Annotated in this window: 18 protein-coding genes; 6 read left to right on the top strand and 12 right to left on the bottom strand. The window is 33.3% G+C overall.

From position 1 onward, the window contains the following. Positions 1 to 33: 33 nt before the first annotated feature. The 8 genes from MQX03_RS20125 to MQX03_RS20090 all read right to left on the bottom strand — a co-directional run bounded on the left by MQX03_RS20125 (position 34) and on the right by MQX03_RS20090 (position 11,043). Positions 34 to 954 (bottom strand): PfkB family carbohydrate kinase, encoded by a 921-nt coding sequence (locus MQX03_RS20125; RefSeq protein ID WP_129536485.1) that lies wholly within the window; start codon positions 952 to 954, stop codon positions 34 to 36. A 122-nt stretch (positions 955 to 1,076) separates the two neighbouring features. Next, a complete protein-coding gene (gene gldD, locus MQX03_RS20120) occupies positions 1,077 to 1,634 on the bottom strand; it encodes a gliding motility lipoprotein GldD (RefSeq protein ID WP_129536484.1) in 558 nt (185 codons plus the stop codon). A gap of 259 nt (positions 1,635 to 1,893) precedes the next feature. After that, a complete protein-coding gene (locus MQX03_RS20115) occupies positions 1,894 to 2,940 on the bottom strand; it encodes an A/G-specific adenine glycosylase (protein WP_242805403.1) in 1,047 nt (348 codons plus the stop codon). A gap of 406 nt (positions 2,941 to 3,346) precedes the next feature. Further along, on the bottom strand, positions 3,347 to 4,708 hold the full coding sequence (locus MQX03_RS20110; RefSeq protein WP_129536482.1) for a DUF5458 family protein: 1,362 nt from the start codon (positions 4,706 to 4,708) through the stop codon (positions 3,347 to 3,349). Between the two features lie 23 nt (positions 4,709 to 4,731). Continuing rightward, on the bottom strand, positions 4,732 to 5,268 hold the full coding sequence (locus MQX03_RS20105) for a type VI secretion system contractile sheath small subunit (RefSeq protein WP_129536481.1): 537 nt from the start codon (positions 5,266 to 5,268) through the stop codon (positions 4,732 to 4,734). Between the two features lie 152 nt (positions 5,269 to 5,420). Beyond that, complete coding sequence (locus tag MQX03_RS20100; protein WP_242805401.1) at positions 5,421 to 7,517, bottom strand: M13 family metallopeptidase; 2,097 nt, start codon at positions 7,515 to 7,517, stop codon at positions 5,421 to 5,423. Positions 7,518 to 7,649: 132 nt separating this feature from the next. Continuing rightward, positions 7,650 to 9,704, bottom strand: a complete 2,055-nt coding sequence (locus tag MQX03_RS20095; protein WP_242805399.1) for a M13 family metallopeptidase — start codon at positions 9,702 to 9,704, stop codon at positions 7,650 to 7,652. A gap of 88 nt (positions 9,705 to 9,792) precedes the next feature. Further along, a complete protein-coding gene (locus MQX03_RS20090) occupies positions 9,793 to 11,043 on the bottom strand; it encodes a CinA family nicotinamide mononucleotide deamidase-related protein (RefSeq protein ID WP_242805397.1) in 1,251 nt (416 codons plus the stop codon). A 113-nt stretch (positions 11,044 to 11,156) separates the two neighbouring features. Here MQX03_RS20090 and MQX03_RS20085 point away from each other — a divergent pair, with 113 nt between their 5' ends. Then, positions 11,157 to 11,633 (top strand): DUF7832 domain-containing protein, encoded by a 477-nt coding sequence (locus MQX03_RS20085; protein WP_242805395.1) that lies wholly within the window; start codon positions 11,157 to 11,159, stop codon positions 11,631 to 11,633. 143 nt (positions 11,634 to 11,776) lie between these two features. Here MQX03_RS20085 and MQX03_RS20080 read toward each other — a convergent pair whose 3' ends face one another. The 4 genes from MQX03_RS20080 to MQX03_RS20065 all read right to left on the bottom strand — a co-directional run bounded on the left by MQX03_RS20080 (position 11,777) and on the right by MQX03_RS20065 (position 15,719). Then, complete coding sequence (locus MQX03_RS20080; protein WP_242805394.1) at positions 11,777 to 12,316, bottom strand: lipocalin family protein; 540 nt, start codon at positions 12,314 to 12,316, stop codon at positions 11,777 to 11,779. 144 nt (positions 12,317 to 12,460) lie between these two features. After that, on the bottom strand, positions 12,461 to 13,195 hold the full coding sequence (locus tag MQX03_RS20075) for a LytR/AlgR family response regulator transcription factor (RefSeq protein WP_242805392.1): 735 nt from the start codon (positions 13,193 to 13,195) through the stop codon (positions 12,461 to 12,463). A gap of 15 nt (positions 13,196 to 13,210) precedes the next feature. Further along, positions 13,211 to 13,936: a PA3715 family protein gene (locus MQX03_RS20070; protein WP_242805390.1), complete on the bottom strand. Its 726-nt coding sequence runs from the start codon at positions 13,934 to 13,936 to the stop codon at positions 13,211 to 13,213. A gap of 10 nt (positions 13,937 to 13,946) precedes the next feature. Beyond that, positions 13,947 to 15,719, bottom strand: a complete 1,773-nt coding sequence (locus tag MQX03_RS20065) for a tetratricopeptide repeat-containing sensor histidine kinase (protein ID WP_242805388.1) — start codon at positions 15,717 to 15,719, stop codon at positions 13,947 to 13,949. A 145-nt stretch (positions 15,720 to 15,864) separates the two neighbouring features. Between MQX03_RS20065 and MQX03_RS20060 the strand changes: the two genes are divergently transcribed. The 5 genes from MQX03_RS20060 (at position 15,865) to MQX03_RS20040 (ending at position 22,025) form a co-directional block, all read left to right on the top strand. Then, complete coding sequence (locus tag MQX03_RS20060) at positions 15,865 to 17,616, top strand: amidohydrolase family protein (RefSeq protein ID WP_242805386.1); 1,752 nt, start codon at positions 15,865 to 15,867, stop codon at positions 17,614 to 17,616. A 145-nt stretch (positions 17,617 to 17,761) separates the two neighbouring features. Next, positions 17,762 to 18,337, top strand: a complete 576-nt coding sequence (locus MQX03_RS20055; RefSeq protein ID WP_242805384.1) for a hypothetical protein — start codon at positions 17,762 to 17,764, stop codon at positions 18,335 to 18,337. Between the two features lie 12 nt (positions 18,338 to 18,349). Beyond that, positions 18,350 to 19,501, top strand: coding sequence for a hypothetical protein (locus MQX03_RS20050; RefSeq protein WP_242805382.1), 1,152 nt, complete (start codon positions 18,350 to 18,352; stop codon positions 19,499 to 19,501). Between the two features lie 114 nt (positions 19,502 to 19,615). Next, the gene (locus MQX03_RS20045; protein WP_242805380.1) at positions 19,616 to 20,290 is read left to right on the top strand and encodes an SIMPL domain-containing protein; all 675 of its coding nucleotides are present in this window, start codon (positions 19,616 to 19,618) and stop codon (positions 20,288 to 20,290) included. A gap of 139 nt (positions 20,291 to 20,429) precedes the next feature. Beyond that, positions 20,430 to 22,025, top strand: a complete 1,596-nt coding sequence (locus MQX03_RS20040; RefSeq protein WP_242805378.1) for a DUF4139 domain-containing protein — start codon at positions 20,430 to 20,432, stop codon at positions 22,023 to 22,025. Positions 22,026 to 22,070 lie beyond the last annotated feature (45 nt).

Genomic DNA, 22,070 nt, shown 5'->3' with positions numbered 1-22,070 from the left:
TATTATAAATATTTCTTAAAAAGAGTTGTTTTATTACAACTCAACAGTAAAAGTCGTCAATTCTTTGAATTGATTGATTCTTTCCAGCATATCAGCCTCATTTACTTCCTCTATTCTTTCTGTTCCGAATTTTTCTACGGTGAAAGATGCCATCGCAGAACCTACGATCAATGCAGACTTCATTGTTTCAAAATCGAACTTACCTTTTTTAGCTAAATATGCAGCAAAACCTCCCGCAAAAGTATCTCCAGCACCCGTCGGATCGAAAACTTCTTCCAATGGTAGCGCAGGAATTGCAAATATTTTACCATCATGGAAAAGAATCGCTCCGTGTTCTCCTTTTTTGATGATGACAAATTTTGGTCCCATCGTATGAATTTTCTTAGCAGCTTTCACCAAAGAATATTCACCTGAAAGCTGTCTTGCTTCTTCGTCGTTGATGCTGATCACGTCAGTTTTAGCAATCATATCTTTCAAAATATCCAAAGCAGAATCCATCCAGAAATTCATTGTATCTAAGATGACCAGTTTTGGACGCTGATTCATTTTTTCAAGAACTGACAATTGAACTCCAGGGTGAAGATTTCCTAAAAGTAAAATCTCCGCATCTTGCATAGATTCAGGAATTTTCGGGTCGAAGTTTTCAAGAACGTTCACTTCAGTTGCTAATGTGTCTCTTGTATTTAAATCATTATGGTATTTCCCAGACCAGAAGAAAGTTTTTCCATCTTTTACGATTTCTAATCCTTCAATGTTGATATCTCTTTTTGTGAACATATCAAGATGCTCTTGCGGAAAATCTCCTCCCACAACAGAAACAATTCCAGATTTCACGCCCATCACTGATGAGGTAATCCCGATATACGTGGCAGCTCCTCCTAAAATCTTATCTGTTTTACCAAATGGTGTTTCTATTGCATCAAACGCAACACTTCCTACAACTAAAAGTTTCATATGTATTTTATATTTTTTTTAAGGTCATATGCAATCTAGCGATGTCATATGTATTTTCTTATTTTTTTTAATGTCATATGTAATCTTAATGACTATATATAATTATAAAGTTATTTTTAATATTAATTTTTCCATTCAAAAGTATCCAGCATGTGCATGATATCTTTTTTGATATAATCTACTGCCGGCGCTAAAGAATCTGGTTTTGGTCTTGTATCGAAATATAAATAGGCAGTTACAAAATGCTTTGTACTGTCTGTGGCATAAAACTGAAGATTAGACGCAGTTTGCCCTTTTAGCTCATAAAAATTTCCATAAACTTTTCTTTCAGGATACTGAAAAAATTTAGTGTCAATCGAACTTGCCTTTATGGTATGCTTATACACCATTTTTTCAGACTCTCTTACATGGTCTGCAAAATCACCTTTCACAGGAAAATAAGTGATAAATACTTTTGCCTTCATCTTTGGGTAATTCATGTAATACCAACAAGGTTTTTTGGCATCCACAATCTTAGCAAAATCTGAATATTCAAAAGTATATGCACAATTTTTATCAAATTTCTGATATTTCGGTGTGGGATATTCTAATCTCAATTCACCATAAGGTTTCGGTTGAGTCTCTTTCTCACAAGAAATTAAAAGCATTGAAGCAAAAATAAAAATGACTTTTCTAATCATTTTGCAAAAATACAAATTACATTTTAGATTTTAGGACACAAATTTCACCATTTCAATGAGTTTTGAAATTTGATTTGATAAGAATTTTATTTAAACGCAAAGTCCGCAAAGTTTTTTACTACTAATTGTTTTTAAGTCTGCAAAGCCGTTCCACTTAGCAAAGAAAACAAAGTTTATTTTTCTAACTTTATAATCCTGACAGAGCCAAATAACAGAACAGTTATATTTTCAATAATGTAAACTTCCAAGATCCATATTCTTAAAGAATTCTATATGCTGTATGATAATTTTGAATATAATTTTCTAAAGGTTTTGGAAACGATTTGTCGTGAGAACTTTCAACATTGGTGATAATATATTTATTTTCAGTAATAAACTTTTTCCAAACTTCTTCTGAATCTACCTCAACATTAAATATTTCTATACTTAAGTTCTTATGAGTCAATTTATGATTAATGGTTTTTGCACTTTTAATAAAAGGAATTAATGATTCAGAAATCTCCAGCGGAAATTCAAACAGCTTTTTCCAGATAAAATCATCTTTTCTCTGTTGAATTAAAAATTCTCCGTTTCTGTGAACGAAATAGTATTTTAATCCTAAGTCCTGCGCCTTTACTTTCTTTGTTTTTACAGGAAATTCTGAGATTCTATTTAATGAAAAAGCTAAACAGTCATCATTTAGAGGACATTCTCCACATAAAGGATTTCGGGGCTTGCAGATTTCAGAACCTAAATCCATCATCGCCTGATTAAAATCCCCGACATTTTCAGGCATAATTAAATATGACAGTTCTGAAAAATAATTGAACGCTCTTGAATTCGAAACATCAAAATCATCCGTAAAAACCCGACTCAAAACTCTGTAAAAATTCCCATCAACCGCAGGCATTTTTCCATTAAAACAAATACTTGAAACTGCTGCTGCTGTATATTTGCCTACCCCTTTTAGTTTCAAAATTTCTTCGTATTCAAAAGGGAAAACTCCGTTGTAATCATTGATGATTTGTTGCGCAGCCTTGTGAATGTTAATTGCTCTTGAATAATATCCTAGACCTTTCCAATATAATAAAACTTCATCTTCAGGAGATTCCGCCAATGTTTTCACGTCCGGAAATCTTTTGATGAAATTATTGTAATGATTTAAGCCCTGAACAATTCTAGTTTGCTGAAAAACAATCTCACAAATCCAAATTTTGTAAGGATTTTTTGTATTTCTGAAGGGTAAATCTCTTGCATTTATATCATACCACTTCAAGAGTTTGGTTCCGATATGAAGAAAGTCTGATGTTTTTTTGTTCTTTTCCAAAAAGCCGTCTCATTTTATATCTGCAAAGATAATTTATTATTTGTGGTGTTTTTATGATTTTAAATTTGATTAATTGAAAGAGAATGGAAGAAATTTGAAAGAAAGATTCAGTGTTTTAAATTAAAAAGGTGTCGCTCCTACGGAGCTCAGTCTACCTTGGCTGCTACGTGTTCTACAAACATTTCGCTCCTACGGAGCTTGCTTTGGCTCGGTTATTACAAATGTTATGCTCCTACGGAGTTCATTGCTTTTTAACTATATTTCTACAAACATCTTTCTCCTACGGAGCTGTATACTGAAATAAAAAAGAAAGTTTTAAATTCAAGTTAAGCATTCAATTCTAAAAAAATTCTACAAAAAAACCGATGCTTTTGAAACATCGGTTTAATTATTATTTTAGCGAAAATTAATCCTGGATATATTCAGCATCCCACTCGTTACCATCATCACCTTTGTGACCGTCAAGCTTAATTACAAAACTTTTAGTCGGGAAATAAGGAGTCAAACGAATGTCTAACCAAACTCTGTCTTTATTCACTTTATCCTGCTCGAAACGAACAATTTTGAATTTTTCAATCAGTTTGTCAGCACCTTTAATACCATCTAAGAAAGTCACGATTTGTTTTCTTAAGTCGTCTTCGTTTTTAGCATTCCAATTTTCGAAGGCTCTTCTGTTTAGGAAATCTAATAAAACTTTAGTCACATAATCGAATACACGAACTACAGAATACGTCTGAAGACCGATGTTATCTCCTGTAAATAATGTTTTTGCAGAGAATGCCATGATTTTGCCATATTCGTTCACCATTGGTACAAGACCCATTTTTTCCAACTGAGAAATTTCACTTTTCTTCAATTCGAATTTTACAGCGTCTACTTCGTTAATGTTACCATGCTTTTTACCGGCGGCAACTTGTGACATTAGAGTTTTATGAATCTTTCCTGCCAATGAAGTTGAAGGCGGAAGTTCTACGTTCTCTTCTTCACCTACTTCTTCAGCTCTTCCACGACCAACTAGCCAGTTACAAGTCATAATCACATTACTTCTGTGCAATTCACCGCCTGTAAGATTTGCTGAATGAAATAGATCTACAACATCATCCGGCTTATCCAAATTAGCAAAATCGGTAACCATCATAACTTTGTTTTCGTTACAGATTTTTGCCCATTTTTCAATCACTTTATTTGATCCCAAATATCCCGGAATCGCAAGAATTGAATAGTTATCTCTTAAATCTAAACGATCGTAATATTGCTTAAATTCTTCGGCAACTGCATCAATAAATAAAGGATTATCTAAGTCTGACATCTGCTCTAAAGTCGCATTCACAATACTAACGTTATCAACTTTATCTAATTCTGTATTTTTATAAAACTGAGCAACCGTTCTGTATGAAGTTTCTAATTGACGAGCTGCATCAAGGCTATTCTTTAAATTTGTTTTTAAATTTTGATCTGCTGCCAGCGCTTTTGCTTTGCAGGTATCTGCCATTTTCTCTGCAGGCTCATTTGTACTTAAAAGTTCAACCCAAAGATTGATTTTCTGAAGCAATTCTTTTCTTTCGTCAGTTTTATTGGCATCATTCAAGAAAATTTCTTTTCTTGCTTTTCTGGTTGGGTTCATATTGGCAATTCCGTCTACGACAGATTCTATAAAGCCAAAGCCTCCAATTTTATTTAGTTCTTCAACAGGATTTCCTTTCGGTTTACCGCCTTGTTGCTGTTGATTATGTTGTTGGCTTTCTGCAGCCTGCAATTTGCTATCCATAATATTTGTGTAGGTTCTTTGGGTTATTTTTCAAGTTCTTGTGCCACATCCTTTAATGCTTCAATAAAAGCAGCTCTTGTGTTCTCATTTTCCAGCATATTGCGAAGAATTTTATTGGTTTTCAGCTGACGTACTATTTTGTTGTACTGCTCCTGCTCCATGCTGAGCTTTTGAAGATAATCTGATTTCTGAACAAGATTTTTGGGAGTAAAGTCTGCAAGATTTTGAAAGCGGAATTCTTCTTCTACTACATTTCCGTCTTCCGTCTCGTGCTGTACAGCAACTGAAGGCTGAAAATGCCTGAAAACATCATCTACGGTTTTTAGACCTGTTACAATTTCCGGAACATAAGTTTCATCTGTGGTAAGCTGACTTACAATAAGAGATTTGTTTTCCTGAATTTCCTGAATAGCTTCATTAGCGTCGACCTTGACTTCGTTTCCGCCAACACCATAATTAAACATTGCCATATTATTATTATTTTGAGATTGTTGATTTTGGTTTGGATTAGCAAATTTATGACCAATCCATTGTTTAAATTTATAAAAAAACTGTAACATACAAAATTTTGTAATGATTTTTCTTTAAATAAATCAATTTATGGATGATAATTAAATGATTGTTAATACTTTTTGGTGTCACTAATCTATGAAAAATAAATAAGAAAACGCACCTAAAGATGCGTTTCTCATATTAAGATTTTAATAATTCTTTACCAGATTTTAATTCTTTCTGCGGGTGCTTTGTAAAGCTTATCTCCGGGTTTGATATCAAATGCTTTCATGAAGCCATCCTGATTGACCAAAGGCCCAAAAGCTCTGAAGTATCCCGGTGAATGCGGATCTGTTTTCACCTGATTCATCATGTATTGGTCAGTAGATTTTGTTCTCCAGACTGTTGCCCAGCTCATGAAAAATCTTTGATCTTGGTTAAATCCAGAAATTAATCCGGGATTTCCTTTGTCTTTAAGATACATTTGAAGTGCATCGTAAGCAACCGCTACTCCACCTAAATCCCCAATATTTTCACCGCTTGTAAATTTACCGTTAACAAAACTTCCTTTTACGGGTTCGTAAGCGTTGTACTGAGCTGCTAATTGACCAACTTTTGCATCGAAGTTTTTACGATCCTGCTCTGTCCACCAATTATTTAAATTTCCATCACCATCGAATCTTGACCCGCTGTCATCAAAACCGTGGGAAATTTCGTGACCGATAACCGCTCCGATCCCACCAAAATTAACGGCTGCATCAGCTTTTGGATTGTAAAAAGGAGGTTGAAGAATGGCTGCAGGGAAAACGATTTCGTTATTTGAACCGCTGTAATAGGCGTTGACCGTTTGAGGAGACATTCCCCACTCTGTTTTATCAACAGGCTTTCCTACTTTTTCTAAGCTTTTCTGATATTGCCAAGCCGAAACATTCTGTAAGTTTGAATATAAAGTTGCGCCTTGAGCCGGAGCTTCCACTTTTAGTTGAGAATAATCTTTCCACTGATCCGGATAAGCAATTTTCACTGTGAATTTAGACAGTTTTTCCTGAGCTTTTACTTTTGTTTCAGGAGACATCCAATCCATATCATCAATGTGAGTTTTGAATGATTTTAAAATGTAATCGATATACATTTCCATTTGCTGCTTAGATTCCGGCGTGAAATATTCGTCCACATATAATTTTCCGAAAGCTTCACCTAAAACACCATTTACCAAAGCTAAGCCTCGTTTATTCATCGCACGCTGTTCTTTCTGACCCTGAAGATATTTAGAATAAAAATCAAAGCGGATATTGTCTAAACGATCTCCCAAATTGCTGGCATTGCCATTAACTACATGATATTTCAAATAATCTTTCAGCAACGGAAGATTTTTTTGATTGATAAACTGATCCATATTTTGGTAATATTTCAGTTCACCAACGATTACTTTATCTGTATTTACTCCTGCCTCTTTAAGGTATTTTGCAAGATTTACATTTTTTACTAACCCTGAAAGTTCAGATACATTTTTTGGATTATATCTTAAATTAGCATCTCTGTTTTGTTCTAAAGTCAGTAAATAATTTGCCAATTGCTTTTCAAAATCTACAACATTCTTTGCTGCGGCATCAGAATTTTTATAACCTAAAACTCCAAATAGCTGTGCTACGTATTTTTGATATTCCGCTAAAGTTTTTGTGTTGGCTTCATTTACTTTCTGGTAATAATCTCTTCCTAAGCCAAGATCTGGACCGCCAAGATAAACCGCATTCATTTTAGAATTTTTCATATCTGCGCTCACTCTCCATCCATAGAATGAATTATCACCCAGCTTAGTCGCTTCTAAAAGATATTTCTGTAAATCATTAACGTTTTTAATTGCATCAATTTTTGCTAAATCTCCTTTGATTGGATTTAAACCGTCTGCATTTCTTTTGCTGACATCCATGAAAGATGCGTACAAATTCTGAATTTTCTGACCTTCTGATCCTTCAGCATATTTTTCCGTTAAAATTTTATTTAAAATACTCAAAGATGCATCATCCACATTTTCTCTCAACGCATTGAAAGACCCCCAACTCGCTTTATCTGAAGGAATTTGAGTTGTTTTGACCCAATTTCCGTTGACATAACTGAAGAAATCATCCTGCGGGCGAACCGTTTTATCCATATAAGACAGATTGATGCCTTCTTCTTTTATCTCTTCTTTCACCGGCTCTGCAGCTACCGCTTCAGTTGTTTCTACTTTCGGTGCTTCAACAGTTTTTCTCGTTCCACACGAGTTTAAAAACACAATACCTGAGAATGCAAGTACTGCAATATTTACGTTTTTCATTAAATTAATTTTGAATTGTAATCAGTTTGATCAAATATAGGAATTTATGTTAAATGAGAATTAAAGATTATTGTTTTTAAATTATTTAAGCTCATAAAAAAACCGCTCATTTCTGAACGGTTTTGATTATGATTACCAGATTTTAATTCTGTCTTCCGGTTTTTTGTATAATTTGTCACCAGGTTTTACATCAAACGCTTTGTAGAAAGCATCTACGTTGGTCAACGGACCGAAACTTCTGAAATATCCAGGAGAGTGTGGATCTGTTTTTACTTGGTTTACCATATATTTTTCACTTGATAAAGTTCTCCAAACGGTTGCCCAGCTTAAGAAGAATCTTTGATCCTGAGTATAACCACTGATTACTCCAGGGTTTCCTTTATCTTTCAAATACATTTGCAATGCATCATAAGCGATATTTACACCACCTAAATCGGCAATGTTTTCACCATTTGTGAAAGTTCCGTTTACGAAAGTTCCTTTTACAGGCTCATATTTATCGTACTGAGCAGCTAAAGCTTTAGTTGCTTTTTCGAAATTGGCTTTATCTTCCGGAGTCCACCAGTCAACTAAGTTACCTTCTGCGTCAAACTGAGCACCAGAATCATCAAATCCGTGGCTGATTTCGTGACCAATAACCGCACCGATTCCACCGAAATTAACAGCTGCATCAGCTTTAGGATTAAAGAAAGGTGGCTGAAGAATCGCAGCAGGGAAAACGATCTCGTTATATACCGGGTTGTAATATGCATTTACAGTTTGTGGAGTCATTCCCCATTCTGTTTTATCTACCGGCTTTCCGATTTTTGCTAAATCTTTATTGTACTGCCATTCAGAAATATTCTGAAGGTTTGAATATAAATTCCCACCTTTAGATTCCGGAGTGATATTTAATTTAGAATAATCTTTCCAAGTGTCTGGATAAGCAACTTTTACTGTAAATTTATTCAGTTTAGTCATTGCTTTTTCCTTAGTTGTAGAAGACATCCAAGCCAAACCGTTGATGTGCACTGCGAAACTTTTCTTTAAGTAATCAATCAATTCAACCATCTGAGCTTTTGCTTCAGCCGGGAAGTATTTTTCAACATATAATTTACCGAAAGCTTCTCCCAAAGAACCATTGATTAATTCATACCCTCTTTTGTTTAAAGCTCTCTGCTCTTGCTGACCTCTTAAATATTTACCGTAAAAAGCAAATTTAGTATCACCTAATTTTTCGCTCAAATAAGAAGCTCCACCGTTGATCATGTGAAACTTCAAATAATCCTTAATTACAGGAAGATTTTTAGCATTCACTAATTGATCAAAGTTTTTGTAGTAACCCAACTCACCAATGATTACTCTGTCGGTGTTTACTCCCACTTTTTTAAGATAAGAAGCAAGGTCTATATTTTTCACCAAAGTCGAAAGCTCAGCAATCGTTTTTGGATTGTACTGAAGTGTATTGTCACGACTTTGCTCGTTTGTTAGTAGATTTTTTGCGATGCTTTTTTCGTAGTCTACAACACCTTTTGCAGCTGCATCAGCGTTTTTGTAGCCTAATTCTTTCAACATAGAAGCTACATACTTTTGGTATTCAGCCAACGCCTCAGTGTTTTTAACATCAACTTTCTGGTAGTAATCTCTACCCATTCCTAATGAAGCGTCACCCAGGTAAACTGCATTCATATTAGAATCTTTCAAGTCAGAATACACGCCCCAACCGTAGAAAGTGTTGTCGCCATCTTTAGTTACAGCCGTTAAGTAATTCTGTAAATCTGTAAGATTTTTGATAGCATCAATTTTATTGATATTTTCCTGAATAGGCTTGATTCCGTCTGCATTTCTCTTCTCCATATTCATATAAGTCGCATACAAATCCTGGATTTTTTTACCTTCGCTTCCGTCTGCAAATTTATCTTTCAGAAGAGAATTTAAAATCGTCATCGAATTGTTGTCTGTATCATCAGCCAATTTGTTGAAACTTCCCCAAGTTGGTTTATCAGAAGGAATTTTAGCAGTTTTCATCCACGTTCCACTCACGTAGTTGTAGAAATCATCTTGTGGACGAACAGATTTATCCATCAAACTGATGTCTAAACCTTTATCTGCTGCAGTTGCTGTTTTGGTAGATTTAGCTTGAGCGTTCAGCGTATTTTGTGAACAAATTCCTGCCAATAAAAACAAAGAAAGCGTTAATTTTTTCATTGTAATAATAATTTATACTATAAGTATATTGAATTTAATTTTTGTTACGGTAAAGTTAATTTATTTTAAGTTGCAAATGTTTGATTCTTTATTTTGAAATTAAAATCCCTACCAAATCCTGAATAATTTTCTGCGAGACAAAATAAATAAAATCCTGCCTGTCTAAATGCGGAAGATGAAGTTTGAAAGTTTCAGATTCGTTGTTGACATTTATTGTGTAATACACCAAGCCTACATCTTTGCCATCCTCTCCTTTTCCCGGACCGGCAACTCCTGTCGTAGAAAGAGAAATATCCGATTTAAATAAATTCTGACAACCATCCGCCATTTCACGCGAAACTTCTCTGCTTACCACAGTAAATCTTTCAATAGTACCTTCTGAAACATGAAGAATATCTGTCTTTTTTTGTGTTGCGTAGGCGACTACTCCACCAATGAAATATTTAGAACTTCCCGGATTTGAGGTGAGCATTTGTGCTAAATGTCCGCCAGTACAACTTTCGGCTGTTGAAATTGTTAATTCTTTCTCGCTTAAAATCTCCCCTAAAATCTTTTCAATTTTATCTTCCGAAGTTGCAATAATATTTTCTCCGATAATTGGAAATAGCTTTTGAATTTCGTCTTCCAACTGAATTTGCAATAGATTTTCATTAGTTCCTGTTGCCGTCAGCCTTAGTTTTACTCTGGTCCCGACAGGAAGATAAGATAAGGCAAGGTTTTCCGGTAAAGCCAATTCCCACTCTTCAATTTGGTCTGCTAAAATACTTTCAGGAATTCCTACGACAGAAACGATTCTTGTGGATATATAATTTAAATTAAATTTATCTTTTAAATAAGGCACAATCTGGTCTTTAATCAAAGGTTTAACTTCGTAAGGAACGCCCGGCAAACTGAAAGACAATTTTCCGTCCTGCTCCATCATCATACAAGGTGCCGTTCCGTAATGATTTTGAAAAACAGTAGATTTTGTTGGCACAAAAGCTTGTTCGCGATTTCTTTCCAGAATTTCTATGCGGCCGCGTCGTTCCATGTATCCTTTCAGATGTTCAAAAGTTACCTCATCCAAAGCAATTTCATCATCGAAAAATTCAGCCAAAGCTTTTTTAGTTTTATCATCTCTTGTCGGCCCCAAACCTCCGGTTGTAATGACTAAATCTCCCAATTCGAAAGCAGATTTCAGAGTACTTTTAATAATATCGATTTCGTCTGAAATAGTGAAAATCTGTACCACTTTGACTCCAATATTTTTAAGTTCAGTTGCGATAAAATTTGAATTGGTATCGACCGTATTTCCTGAAAGAATTTCGTCACCAATGGTGATAAGAACTGCGTTTTGCATGCGTTTAATTTTGAATAAATTCCCTACAAATGAAGTGAAAATCTCTGTAGTGAACAAAAGAAAATGATTTTTTATATCTTTGATTTGAACTGTCTACAACTATAATAAAGATTATGACTAAATATGATGATGCTTCATGGCATTATGGCGGAGATTTTCCGGAAGGACTTCCCGAGAAAAATGGCGCTACACACACGGGAATGTTTTTGAATTGGTGTATTAACAATGATTTGGTTTCGGAAGAATTGAAAGAAGACTCCGAAGATGAAATCGGAAAATTAAAACGAAGAGAAATCACCGGTGCCGACTTTGTTATCGATGCTCTAGATGGAAAGTTTTCTGAATATGATTTGAATGATTTAGGAAACGCCTTTGCGAAAGATTATTACGTTGATGAAACCGATTTCGGGGATAAATTCAGTTCATTTGCGACAGATTATATCAATATCTTTGATTCGGTAGCGGAAGAAAATGATTTTGAATATGAAACTTTTTATCATATTGAAGATACTTATGAAAACTATGATTTGATGAAGCAAGTTATTGATCATCGTTTTTTGGAATGGAAGGAATACAAGAGCTTGAATTAAAACATAAAGTTTGTCATTCTGAACGAAATGAAATGGAGTGAAGAATCTATTTTTTAATTGTAGAGATTCTTCCTTCGTCAGAATGACAAGCTTTATGTTAAATTATTTTTGAGATTGCTTCGTCGCTTCGCTCCTCGCAATGACTAATTATGCTTTACCCAAATTAAATCATTCGTATTATAACCCAACTTTTGTGCTTTTGCTAAAAATCGTTCTCTGATACTGTTTGGGATTTCTTTATTTCTCGACAAAATCCAGATGTATTTTGTACTGTTTCCTACAACTAGGGCATTTTGATAATCGTCATCAATGTCAATCACATTATAACCTGCCCAAATCGGTTTGAAAAACGAAACCTTTAATCTCGCTTCAGACTTGTCATTAACAAATCTTGCCTCACCGATTGATTCTTTCCATTCTTTTTTGACGTAATCATAGCCTCGGTTTTGAACCTGAATTGTTCCGTCGGAATTGAGTGAATAATTGGCGGTGACATTATCCATATTTTTCTCAAACTTGTAGTCGAAACGTGCAATTTCGTACCATTTTCCGAGATATTTTTCTGAATTAAAATTTTTGACTGCTGTTGCGCCTTTTGGAATTCCGACAGAACAGGAATTGAATATTAAAAATCCGATAATCCCTAAAGAAACGGGAATAGCTATTTTGTGTAAGGTTTTCATGTTGAAATATTTTATTGGTATAAAAATTCAAAAATGATGCCTTTCAATATAATTTCAACATCGAATTGCAGTAGCCCGACTTGAACGGAGCTCTTTTTGTGAAACAAAAAAGCGGGAGTGGAAGGCGGAAAAGCTGCCAAAAAATCATGAAAAAATCTTCAGAAACTGATCTTTAAAACTTCCGGAAACTTCGATTTCAGTATTATCAGAGAGAGTTGCTGTTCCGCTTTTGTGGTATGATTTTACAAACCCAGTGTTGATAATGTGCGAACGGTGAACTCTTACAAAAGGATTCTCCAGCAAGTCATCGAAATGCTTTAAAAACCTGCAAACCATTTTCTTTGAACCGTCTGTAAGATAGACCTGCGTAAAATTTCCATCTGCCTGAAGTCGTACAATATCTTCTGTTTTTACCACATCAAAACCTTGCAAAGTCGGAAGAATCAACTGTTGTTTTTCGGGTTTTAACTTTAAGTTTTCGAGGAGAATTTTGTTTCGGTTTAACTCGTCTTTCTTTTCTAAACTTTCAGCCACTATATTAACCGCCAAAATCAATTCCTGAATATCAATTGGTTTTAAAATATAATAACTCGCAGATTTGTTTAAAGCCTGAAGCGAATATTGTGAAAAAGCTGTGATGAAAATCGTTTCGTAAGAAAATTCTTTAGTCGCTTCCAAAACATCAAAAGCATTTCCGAAAGGCATTTCAACATCCAGAAAAACGAGTTGAGGTTGCATTTCTACTATCAAAGGAACGGCTTCTTTGATGTTTTCTGCCTCACCCAGAATCTCAATTTGCGGACAGTATTTTGTGAGATAATTTCTAAGAACTTCTCTTGCAATTTTTTCGTCGTCTACAATTACTGATTTTATTTTCATCTTTTTAGGTTGAGGTTATTTATACATTCCTTTAGAAAACTTTAAGGTTTTGTAAGAAATCTTTGAAGTTTTATTTTCACTGCATTCGCCATTAATTTCTTTACTGATCGTCTTTATACTTTCAGTTTTAATTTTAAGATTGGCAAAACCATTTGTTTTCACCTGATCTAAAATAATGACTGAATGATCTTCTTCAAATTCCCCAGAGCAATTCATATCCCATTCTCCGCCGTATCTTCTCAGGTTATAACCCTCAAGAACTTTCTTTAAGGTTTTACCTTCCGGATAGTACATTGAAATATCTGAAGAAGAATACGGATTAGGACCGCTGCTTCCTCTGTAGTTTGCAGAAATACCAAACGCACGAGTCGTTGAATTTAGATTATAAAGTCCTGTATCAATCGTAAAACTTTGTAACATAATTGCATCTGAGCCAAACTCTATCGGATCTACATACTTGTTTGTAATCTTTCCATCAGTGTTTGTAATCAAAATCGTGTTTTTAACAGAAAAACCGTCAGCTTCAAGTTTTCCTTGTAAAATAGGTACAACAATGATATACGAATCTTCAGCGTTCGGCATTTTCTTTTCCGTGTATAATTCGTTGTGAACTTGGGAAGAATTAAGCTTTAACTGATCCAAAACTTTTGCATATCTCGCATCATCATATTCCTGTGCAGAAAACAGTGTTTTAAATAAGACACAGAAAACGAATACTAATTTATATTGCAATAATTTCATAATAACTCATTTAGAAATTCATTATAATTTTTACAAAAACACCATTTTCAGAATCTTTTACAGAGCACGAAATATCTTTTTTATACAAATCATTCAACAGCGCAATTCTTTCTAAAGTATTTTTCATTCCGCGGCCTTTTCGGGTTTTCTGATGTTCGGTTTTTTGCTTTTTGCTTTCTTCAATTCCGATTCCGTTGTCTTCGATAAAGATGTTTAGAAAATCATTATTTTTTTCAAATTTCAAGCTTAAAAATCCTTTTTCTGTTCTGTATCTTAAGCCATGCCAGATTGCATTTTCAAGAAACGGCTGTATCAACATACCGGGAACTTTTAAACTTTGGGTATTTAAACTTTCGTCAACCTCAATTTCATAATCAAACTTATCCGCAAAACGTGTTTTTTCTAAAGCCAAATAATTCTGAAGCAAATCCAATTCCTGCTGAAAAGGAATAAAATCTTCTGTAGAATTTTCCATCACGCCACGCATGAGTTTTGAAAACTTGGTTAAATATTGATTGGCTTCCAATTCGTTATTTGTTGCAATAAAATGATTGACAGAATTTAAACTGTTAAAAATAAAATGCGGATTCATCTCACGGCGAAGCGACTGCAAAGCAATTTTTTTGTTTTTGATCTGAACTTTTTTTAAAGTTCTGAAAATGAAAATTATTAAGCCTATTAAAATTATTAAAGCTCCAATCAGGCTATAATTGAAAATATTTTTCTTGCGAATCAACTCATCTTTTAGCTTCTTTTCCTGCTCGAGCTGTGAAATTCTTTGCTCTGTATCTTCGAGAATTTTGTTATCAACCAAACTTCTGTCTTTAGAAACCAAATCAGGTAATTTCCCTAGAAAATCACGGTATAATTGCACAGAAGCATCGGTGTTTTGAGAAATCGCATACAAACTATCGAGTCTTTTAACGCTTTTTTGCGCTTCAAGCGTATGACCTTTATTTAAAGCAATATCGTAAGCATTTTTTAATAAAACTATGGCTTCCTTCGGATCATTTTTTTTAATGTAAATATCTGCAAGTTCTTGGATCTGCTCAACTTTTTTCCGAGAATTATCTTTTACAAAATCTTCTTTTAAAACTTCTTTTTTAGCTTTAATGGCCTTATCAAAATCTTTATTTTCAACATAAAAATCAGTCAGTTTTTGATTAATTGCTAGGGCCTGCTGTGGTGCATTATCTTTAGAAATTTTGTAGGCATTTGTGAAGTTTTCTTCCGCTTTGGGAATATTTTTTTGTTCAATATTCACTTCTGCCATTTGGCTGTAACTTGCCGCTAAGTCTGAATTTTCATTTTCCTTTCGGCTAATATCGATATTGTTTTGAATGGCTTCTGCCTTATTTTCTACAACCGGCGACGATAATCTGGAAGCGTCATTGGCATTTAATACTCTTTTCGATTTAGAATATCCAACATTTGAGGCTTGTTCATAATTACTTACCGCTGATTTCAGTTTGTTTTGATTTTCCTGCGATTGAGCTAATTTCCGGATTACTTTTTCGAGATTTTTTTTGTCATTCAGTTTTTCATAAATACCTTTCGATTTTATAAAATACTCTTCACTTTTTGGAAAATTTCCATTATTAAAGTAAGTTTCACCAATATTGTAATAAGAGTCGGCTTCCGCAGATTCGTCTTTAGTATCCAATGCTTTTTTGAGCTTTGAAGTTTCGGCTACAATTTCTTTCGTATCTCTGCTGCTTTGCGAATACAAATTATTCACAGAAAGCAGCAAAAAAATAAATGTAAAAAGCCTGATTAAATTCATAAAACAAAGATATACATATAATTGATGTTCAGAAAATGATTCACCAAGTGAAAAGCAAGGTCTGCCAAGTTTTAACTCAAAAATTTTAATCCCGTTCTAAAGATTGCTTTTTTTATCTTTGAAATCTAAATTAATCATGAAATAAATGAAAAAGAAAATTTCTATCGTCTTTCTGTTGTGTTTTGTAATCACCAATTTTTATTCACAAACTTACATTCATAATGTTACCGTTGTAGACGTTATCAACCAAAAGCTTATTCCGAATCAGACCGTAGTTCTTACGAAGGAGCTGATCTCAGAAATTAAACCTTCAAAGAAAATAAAAATTCCTAATAATGCTAAAATCATTAATGGTGAAGGCAAATTTTTAATTCCCGGGATGACAGATTCTCATGTACATTTTTTCCAAAGCGGAGGTTTATATACAAGACCGGATGCATTAGATCTAAGAAATCAGGTATCGTATGAAAAGGAAATTTCGTGGGTCCACCAAAATATGGAAGATTTTCTGAATCGATATTTAAAATTAGGAATTACTTCTGTAATTGATGTGGGATCAACTTATAGCTTTTTATCTCAAAAAAATTCGCTTCAAAAAACGAACTTACCTACGGTTTACATGACAGGGCCTTTGTTGACAACCTACGAACCAGAGGTTTTTAAAAATCGTGGCAAAGACGAGCCTTTCAAATTGGTTTTAACAGCAGAAGATGCCAAGAAAATGGTTCAGGAACAGCTTCCCTACAAACCTGATTTTATAAAAATATGGTACATTGTAAGTGGAGACAAAAAAGATCTGGAAGCGAATGCCAGAAAATATGAAGCAGTTGTAAAAAGCGCTATTGATGAAGCTCATAAAAACAATCTGAAAGTGGCAGTACACGCTACAGAAAGAATTACAGCACAAATTGCAGTTGAAAACGGGGCAGATTTTCTTGTACACAACATTGAAGATGAGATTGTTCCGGATAGTTTTGTGAAATTATTGAAGGCAAAAAAAGTTATTTTAAATCCTACTTTGACTGTTGCAGGCAATTACTACAAAACTTACGGACAAAAGAATCACTACAATACTTTCGAGCTCAATAATTCAAATCCTGAAGCCATTGGTTCTATTCAAGATTTAAAACATTTGTCAGGTTCTTCTGATTCTGCGATTGTAAAAAGATTGAAAACGAGATTTAATCTGCCAAAAATGGATGTTTATATCTCAAAAAAAGATTCAATACAAACCATTAATCTGAAAAAATTATCAGACGGAGGCGTAACTATTGCTGCCGGAACAGATGCCGGAAATATAGGAACTCAACATGCAACCTCTTTTATTTCTGAACTGAACGCCATGAAAAAAAGCGGTATGAGCAATTGGCAGGTTTTACAGTCGGCAACCATTAATCCGGCAAAAATTTTTAATAAAGAAAATATTTCAGGGAGTATTTCTACAGGAAAAATTGCTGATCTGGTTTTATTGAATTCAAATCCCGTAGAAAATATTGAACATCTTACCGAAGTAAATCTTGTTTTCAAAAACGGAGAAGCTATAGATTTTGAAAAAACAGTCAAAGAAACTCCGGAAATGTTGGTTCAGAAACAAGTAAATGGTTATAATGCAAGAAATATTGATGCTTTCCTTGAACCTTATTCAGAAAATGCAGAATTGTATATGTTCCCCAATCAACTTATCAGCAAAGGAAAAGAAGCCATGCGAAAAGATTATTCGAGTATGTTTAAAGACCTTCCGGAGTTGCATTGCGAAATTAAAAACAGAATCGTAAACGGTAATTTTGTAATTGATCAGGAAAGCGTTTCAGGTATGAGAAAAGGGAAAAAAGTAGAAGCTACGGCGATTTATGAAATTAAAGATGGCAAAATTATCAAAGTTTATTTTTTACCATAGTCATTTTTCTTTATAAAAAATTAAAGACAATTCTTTTCGGAATTGTCTTTTTTTGTTCACCAAGTGAAAATACAAATTCACCAAGTTGGTTTCAAACTGCTTTAAAAGGCAATTAAGTTTGCAGTATAATTTAAACTTAATTATCATGAAAAATTTATCCTATTTAGTTCATTTTGTCGTGTTATTGTGCAGCTCTAACATTCAATCTCAGACCAAATTAATATCCTATAAAAGCCACAGCGGTGATATGAAATATTTTGAAAAAAGTATTGTAGAAGACCGTTACAATACAAATTATTCTAATCTTGGAGTTTTGCCAGAAAGGTATGTAACCAATTCAAAATTGGATAGTGTCATTATCATTGACGACAAAAAAAGCATCATTGTAACTTCAACATATTGCAAAACCCGAAGAAGCGAAACCCCAGAAAAATGGAAACCAGGAAGAGATACCGTTTATAATCATGCAATTTTTTCTAACGAAAATATTGATAACGTAAAAAAAATACTTAAAGAAAATTATAACTTTCAAAACGATATAGATAGTACCGTTTTTCTAAAATACGATAAGAAAACGAAAGAATACAAGCCAATTTCCACGAAAAAAATAATCAGAAAAGCTGAGGTCAATAGCTTCAAATCAAAAGAGGAAATATTGTATTTGTTAGTTCTAAGCATCGCTGTATTTGCGTCTGTATTTATTTATAGAAAAAATCACTAAAAGCTTACAATTATGTGTAGTAAATCAATTATTTTAAGAAAACTCACTATTTTTCTTGGTTGTTATTTTCTACAATTTATCCTTTTCTTTCCGTTGAATTTTTTAAGTGATTTGCAGTTAAAAATTACTTATTTCATATTTGAAGATTTTACTCGATTGGTTTTAGAACACTTCTTCAATAAAAAGATCATCAGAATAGATTACAGTTCAGATAGTTATTCGATGTTGGTTTTAATCATTATTTTACTTTTTACATCGGTGATTTTGAGTTTTTTGATAAAGAAAAAATGGGCAAAACGTTTTTTATTGACAACAGAATATATTTGTGTGATATACATTTCTATTATTTTAATAAAATATGGCATCGACAAAATTTTTAAAACCCAATTTCCGGAGCCTGAATCTAATATTCTGTTCACAAGATTTGGAAACTTAGATAAAGATATTTTATTCTGGAGTACAATAGGAACGTCTAAAATTTACAACACGATTATCGGATGTATTGAATTTTTGTCAGGAATTCTATTGTTGTTCAGACGTTTTCAGTTTTTGGGATTGTTATTTGCGATTATATGTTTTACTCAAATATTGATTATCAATATTGGGTTTGATATTTCCGTAAAATTCTTTTCCTTCATTTTACTTTTAATGAGCATCTTTTTGGTAAGAAAAACCGGGTGGGAACTTTTTCTGAAAATTATTAAACTTCCGAAAGAAACTTTTCTTAACCAAACTTCATTTCTTCCGTATAATTTTTTTTTAAAGATTGTGATTTTAGGAATTGTATTTATTAAAATTGGAATGCAGTATTTGGATGAAAATTTTCACACAGATGACAAAATTAATTCCATACAATTAAAAGGAGCTTATCAGATCATTTCTTCCGAAAGTCCATATCAATATGTATTCTTTCATAAAGACCAATACTTGATTTTTATGGAAAAGTCTTCGGAAAAGATGACCGCATTTCATTATGATATTTCTTTTGACAACCAATTGATTCTTGAAGATAACCAACACAACATTTCAAAGCATTTATTATTGATGAGTAAGGAAGATAGCTCTATTATTTTTTCATTTAATAATCAATTGATCAATGCCAAATCAGTTAACCATAAAAAGATGAATGTGTTACAAGAAAAATTTCATCTATTGATAGATTAACCGTTAATCGCAGCAAATATTCTTTCACCAAGTGAAAACCTCAGTTTACCAAGTTTCCAAAATTTCAGTTTCTATTCGTGGTAATTTTACTTTAGAAATTTAAAATAAAACATTATGAAATTGAAACACCTTTTATTAGTAGGAATCTTTGCAGCAGGAAGTTTGGTGAATGCGCAGGAAATCAAAAAAAACGCAATTGAAGTAACGGGAGTTGCCGAAATGGAAGTGGAACCGGATGAAATTATTTTTAACATTGGAATAAAAGCCGACAACAAAAATCAATTAGCAGACAACGAAAAGCTTTTATTTGAAACTCTGAAAACCAACGGAGTAAAAAATGAAGACATCAAATTCAAATCGATGTATCAGAATTTGTATTCGAAAACAACAAAATTCACAAAGAGTTTTCAGTTTAAAGTAAATGCAAAAACCAATGTGAGTAAGCTTTTTGAAGATTTGAATCAAAAATGGGTAAGCAATCTGAATATTGCCGAAATTAAAAACACAAAAATTGCAGATTTCAGAAAAACGGTTAAAATCAATGCATTAAAAGCAGCCAAAGAAAAAGCAGATTATCTTTTGGAAAGCATCGGTAAAAAAACAGGAACGCCTTTGGAAATCACTGAAATTGAAGACTACATGAGCGACTCTGTAATGCCGGTAGCCTACAGAAGCAAAATGGCCAACGTACAAATGGAAGCAGCCGACCAAAGTGTTGATTTTGCTTTTGATAACATCGAAAACATTAAGCTGAAATTCAGCATCCAAACAAGATACGAAATTCTTTAATGGGTGAAAAGACAGTCAGAAATGGCTGTCTTTTTTTGTCTGAAAACTTTCACCAAGTGAAAACCTAAGTTCACCAAGTCTTCAAATTTTTGGTTTCTAATCGGGGTAATTTTACTGTAGAACTTTAAAATAATAAACAATGCGACACTCTATTTTTATATTCATGTTTATGGTTTCGTTTTTTAAATCTCAGGAAATTAAAAAGGAAATCGACGTAAAACAAGCTACTGTATTTTTGCACGGAGCAAAAGTTTTCGGAAGCACGAACGTTACTCTTCAAAAAGGAAGAAATGTGGTTAAAATCATCAATCTCCCGAATGATTTGGATGAAAATACGTACAAAATTAATCTTGAGAAAAACACAACCCTTTTGTCTATCACTCCACAAAGCAATTATCTTAAAAATGATGAATTGACGGATGGAGAAAAAAAACTGGATGATGAAAGAAAAAAATTTCAGAGACAAGTCAATTTATTAAATATTCAAATTAAAAATCTGACAGGCGAACAAAATATCATTAATGATAATCTTAAAGTTTCAACGAACGATAAATCGACTCCACAGGAACAACTGATTAAACTGACAGAATTTTACAGAAAAAGAATGCTGGAAATCGACAATCAGGCTTTTCTTCTGAATGAACAAAAAACTACCCTTGATGAAAGCATTGCAAAAATCAACAAACAATTTGCCGAAGAACAGACTCATAAAAATACCAACACAAAAGAATTAATTCTTGAAATTCTTGCTGAAAACGAGATGAATCTCAATCTCGGCGTAAGTTATATCGTTTCTAATGCAGGCTGGGTTCCGTCTTATGATTTGCGAGCTTTATCTACTAAAAAACCTTTAGAAATTGTCTACAAAGGAAAAATTTATCAAAAAACCGGACAAGACTGGAATAATGTGAAACTTTTTGTTTCCACTTACAAGCCTTCTTATAACCAAAACAGACCTATTTTATCACCGCTTTATGTCGCTGAATATACAGCTTATAATAATGAAGATGTAAAAATTGGATATGCTAAAAAAGCAGTTTCAGCTGAATCAAATTCTTATCAAATGAGAGCAGAAGTTGCTGCACCAAGCCAGATTCCTGTTGCAACGGTTTCTGATAATCAGATGAATATTTTGTATGAATTAAAATACAATCAAACCATCGTAAGTCAGGAAAAAGAGCAATATGTAATTCTGGATAAAAAAGAGGTAGATGCAACGTATAAATATCACACCGTTCCGAAGCTGAACAATCAGGTTTTTTTAATGGCATTTGTGAAAAACTGGCAGAATTTAAATCTTATTTCGGGAGAAGCTAATATTTATTTTGAAGATAATTATATCGGAAAAACCAATATCACAAGCAATTATGTAAAAGAAGAATTCCCGATTTCTTTGGGTGTTGATGAAAGAATTGTTGTTAAAAGAATCAAGCTTGAAGATAAAACTTCACAGAAAACGCTGAACTCAAATAAATGGGAAACCGAATCTTATCAAATAACCGTAAGAAATAATACGAAAGAAAATATCGAACTGGAAATTCTTGACCAGCTTCCTCTAAGTGAAAATTCAAAAATCACGGTAAAATCTTTAGAAATCGGCAACGGAATTTATGATGACAAAACCGGAAGCATCCTTTGGAACAGAAAAATCAATAGCGGAACTTCAGATAAAATCAATTTCTCTTATGAAGTAAAATATCCTAAAGACATGCAGATTCAGTACTACAGCAGATAATTTTAGAATAAATCAAATCTTAATTAATCATTAAAAACATACAAT

Source organism: Chryseobacterium aahli (assembly GCF_022699665.1).
GTDB lineage: Bacteria > Bacteroidota > Bacteroidia > Flavobacteriales > Weeksellaceae > Chryseobacterium > Chryseobacterium aahli.
Note: the sequence above shows the minus strand (reverse complement) of the source record. Positions and strands in the feature narration are given on the sequence as shown.

Bases quoted from the DNA above. Each gene is read 5' to 3' on its own strand.
- MQX03_RS20080 (WP_242805394.1), bottom strand. From the start codon at position 12,316: ATGAAAACCTTACACAAAATAGCTATTCCCGTTTCTTTAGGGATTATC.
- MQX03_RS20105 (WP_129536481.1), bottom strand. From the start codon at position 5,268: ATGTTACAGTTTTTTTATAAATTTAAACAATGGATTGGTCATAAATTT.
- MQX03_RS20050 (WP_242805382.1), top strand. From the start codon at position 18,350: ATGTGTAGTAAATCAATTATTTTAAGAAAACTCACTATTTTTCTTGGT.
- MQX03_RS20095 (WP_242805399.1), bottom strand. From the start codon at position 9,704: ATGAAAAAATTAACGCTTTCTTTGTTTTTATTGGCAGGAATTTGTTCA.
- MQX03_RS20110 (WP_129536482.1), bottom strand. From the start codon at position 4,708: ATGGATAGCAAATTGCAGGCTGCAGAAAGCCAACAACATAATCAACAG.
- MQX03_RS20100 (WP_242805401.1), bottom strand. From the start codon at position 7,517: ATGAAAAACGTAAATATTGCAGTACTTGCATTCTCAGGTATTGTGTTT.
- MQX03_RS20085 (WP_242805395.1), top strand. From the start codon at position 11,157: ATGACTAAATATGATGATGCTTCATGGCATTATGGCGGAGATTTTCCG.
- MQX03_RS20060 (WP_242805386.1), top strand. From the start codon at position 15,865: ATGAAAAAGAAAATTTCTATCGTCTTTCTGTTGTGTTTTGTAATCACC.
- MQX03_RS20065 (WP_242805388.1), bottom strand. From the start codon at position 15,719: ATGAATTTAATCAGGCTTTTTACATTTATTTTTTTGCTGCTTTCTGTG.
- MQX03_RS20090 (WP_242805397.1), bottom strand. From the start codon at position 11,043: ATGCAAAACGCAGTTCTTATCACCATTGGTGACGAAATTCTTTCAGGA.
- MQX03_RS20055 (WP_242805384.1), top strand. From the start codon at position 17,762: ATGAAAAATTTATCCTATTTAGTTCATTTTGTCGTGTTATTGTGCAGC.
- gldD (WP_129536484.1), bottom strand. From the start codon at position 1,634: ATGATTAGAAAAGTCATTTTTATTTTTGCTTCAATGCTTTTAATTTCT.
- MQX03_RS20125 (WP_129536485.1), bottom strand. From the start codon at position 954: ATGAAACTTTTAGTTGTAGGAAGTGTTGCGTTTGATGCAATAGAAACA.
- MQX03_RS20075 (WP_242805392.1), bottom strand. From the start codon at position 13,195: ATGAAAATAAAATCAGTAATTGTAGACGACGAAAAAATTGCAAGAGAA.
- MQX03_RS20070 (WP_242805390.1), bottom strand. From the start codon at position 13,936: ATGAAATTATTGCAATATAAATTAGTATTCGTTTTCTGTGTCTTATTT.
- MQX03_RS20040 (WP_242805378.1), top strand. From the start codon at position 20,430: ATGCGACACTCTATTTTTATATTCATGTTTATGGTTTCGTTTTTTAAA.
- MQX03_RS20045 (WP_242805380.1), top strand. From the start codon at position 19,616: ATGAAATTGAAACACCTTTTATTAGTAGGAATCTTTGCAGCAGGAAGT.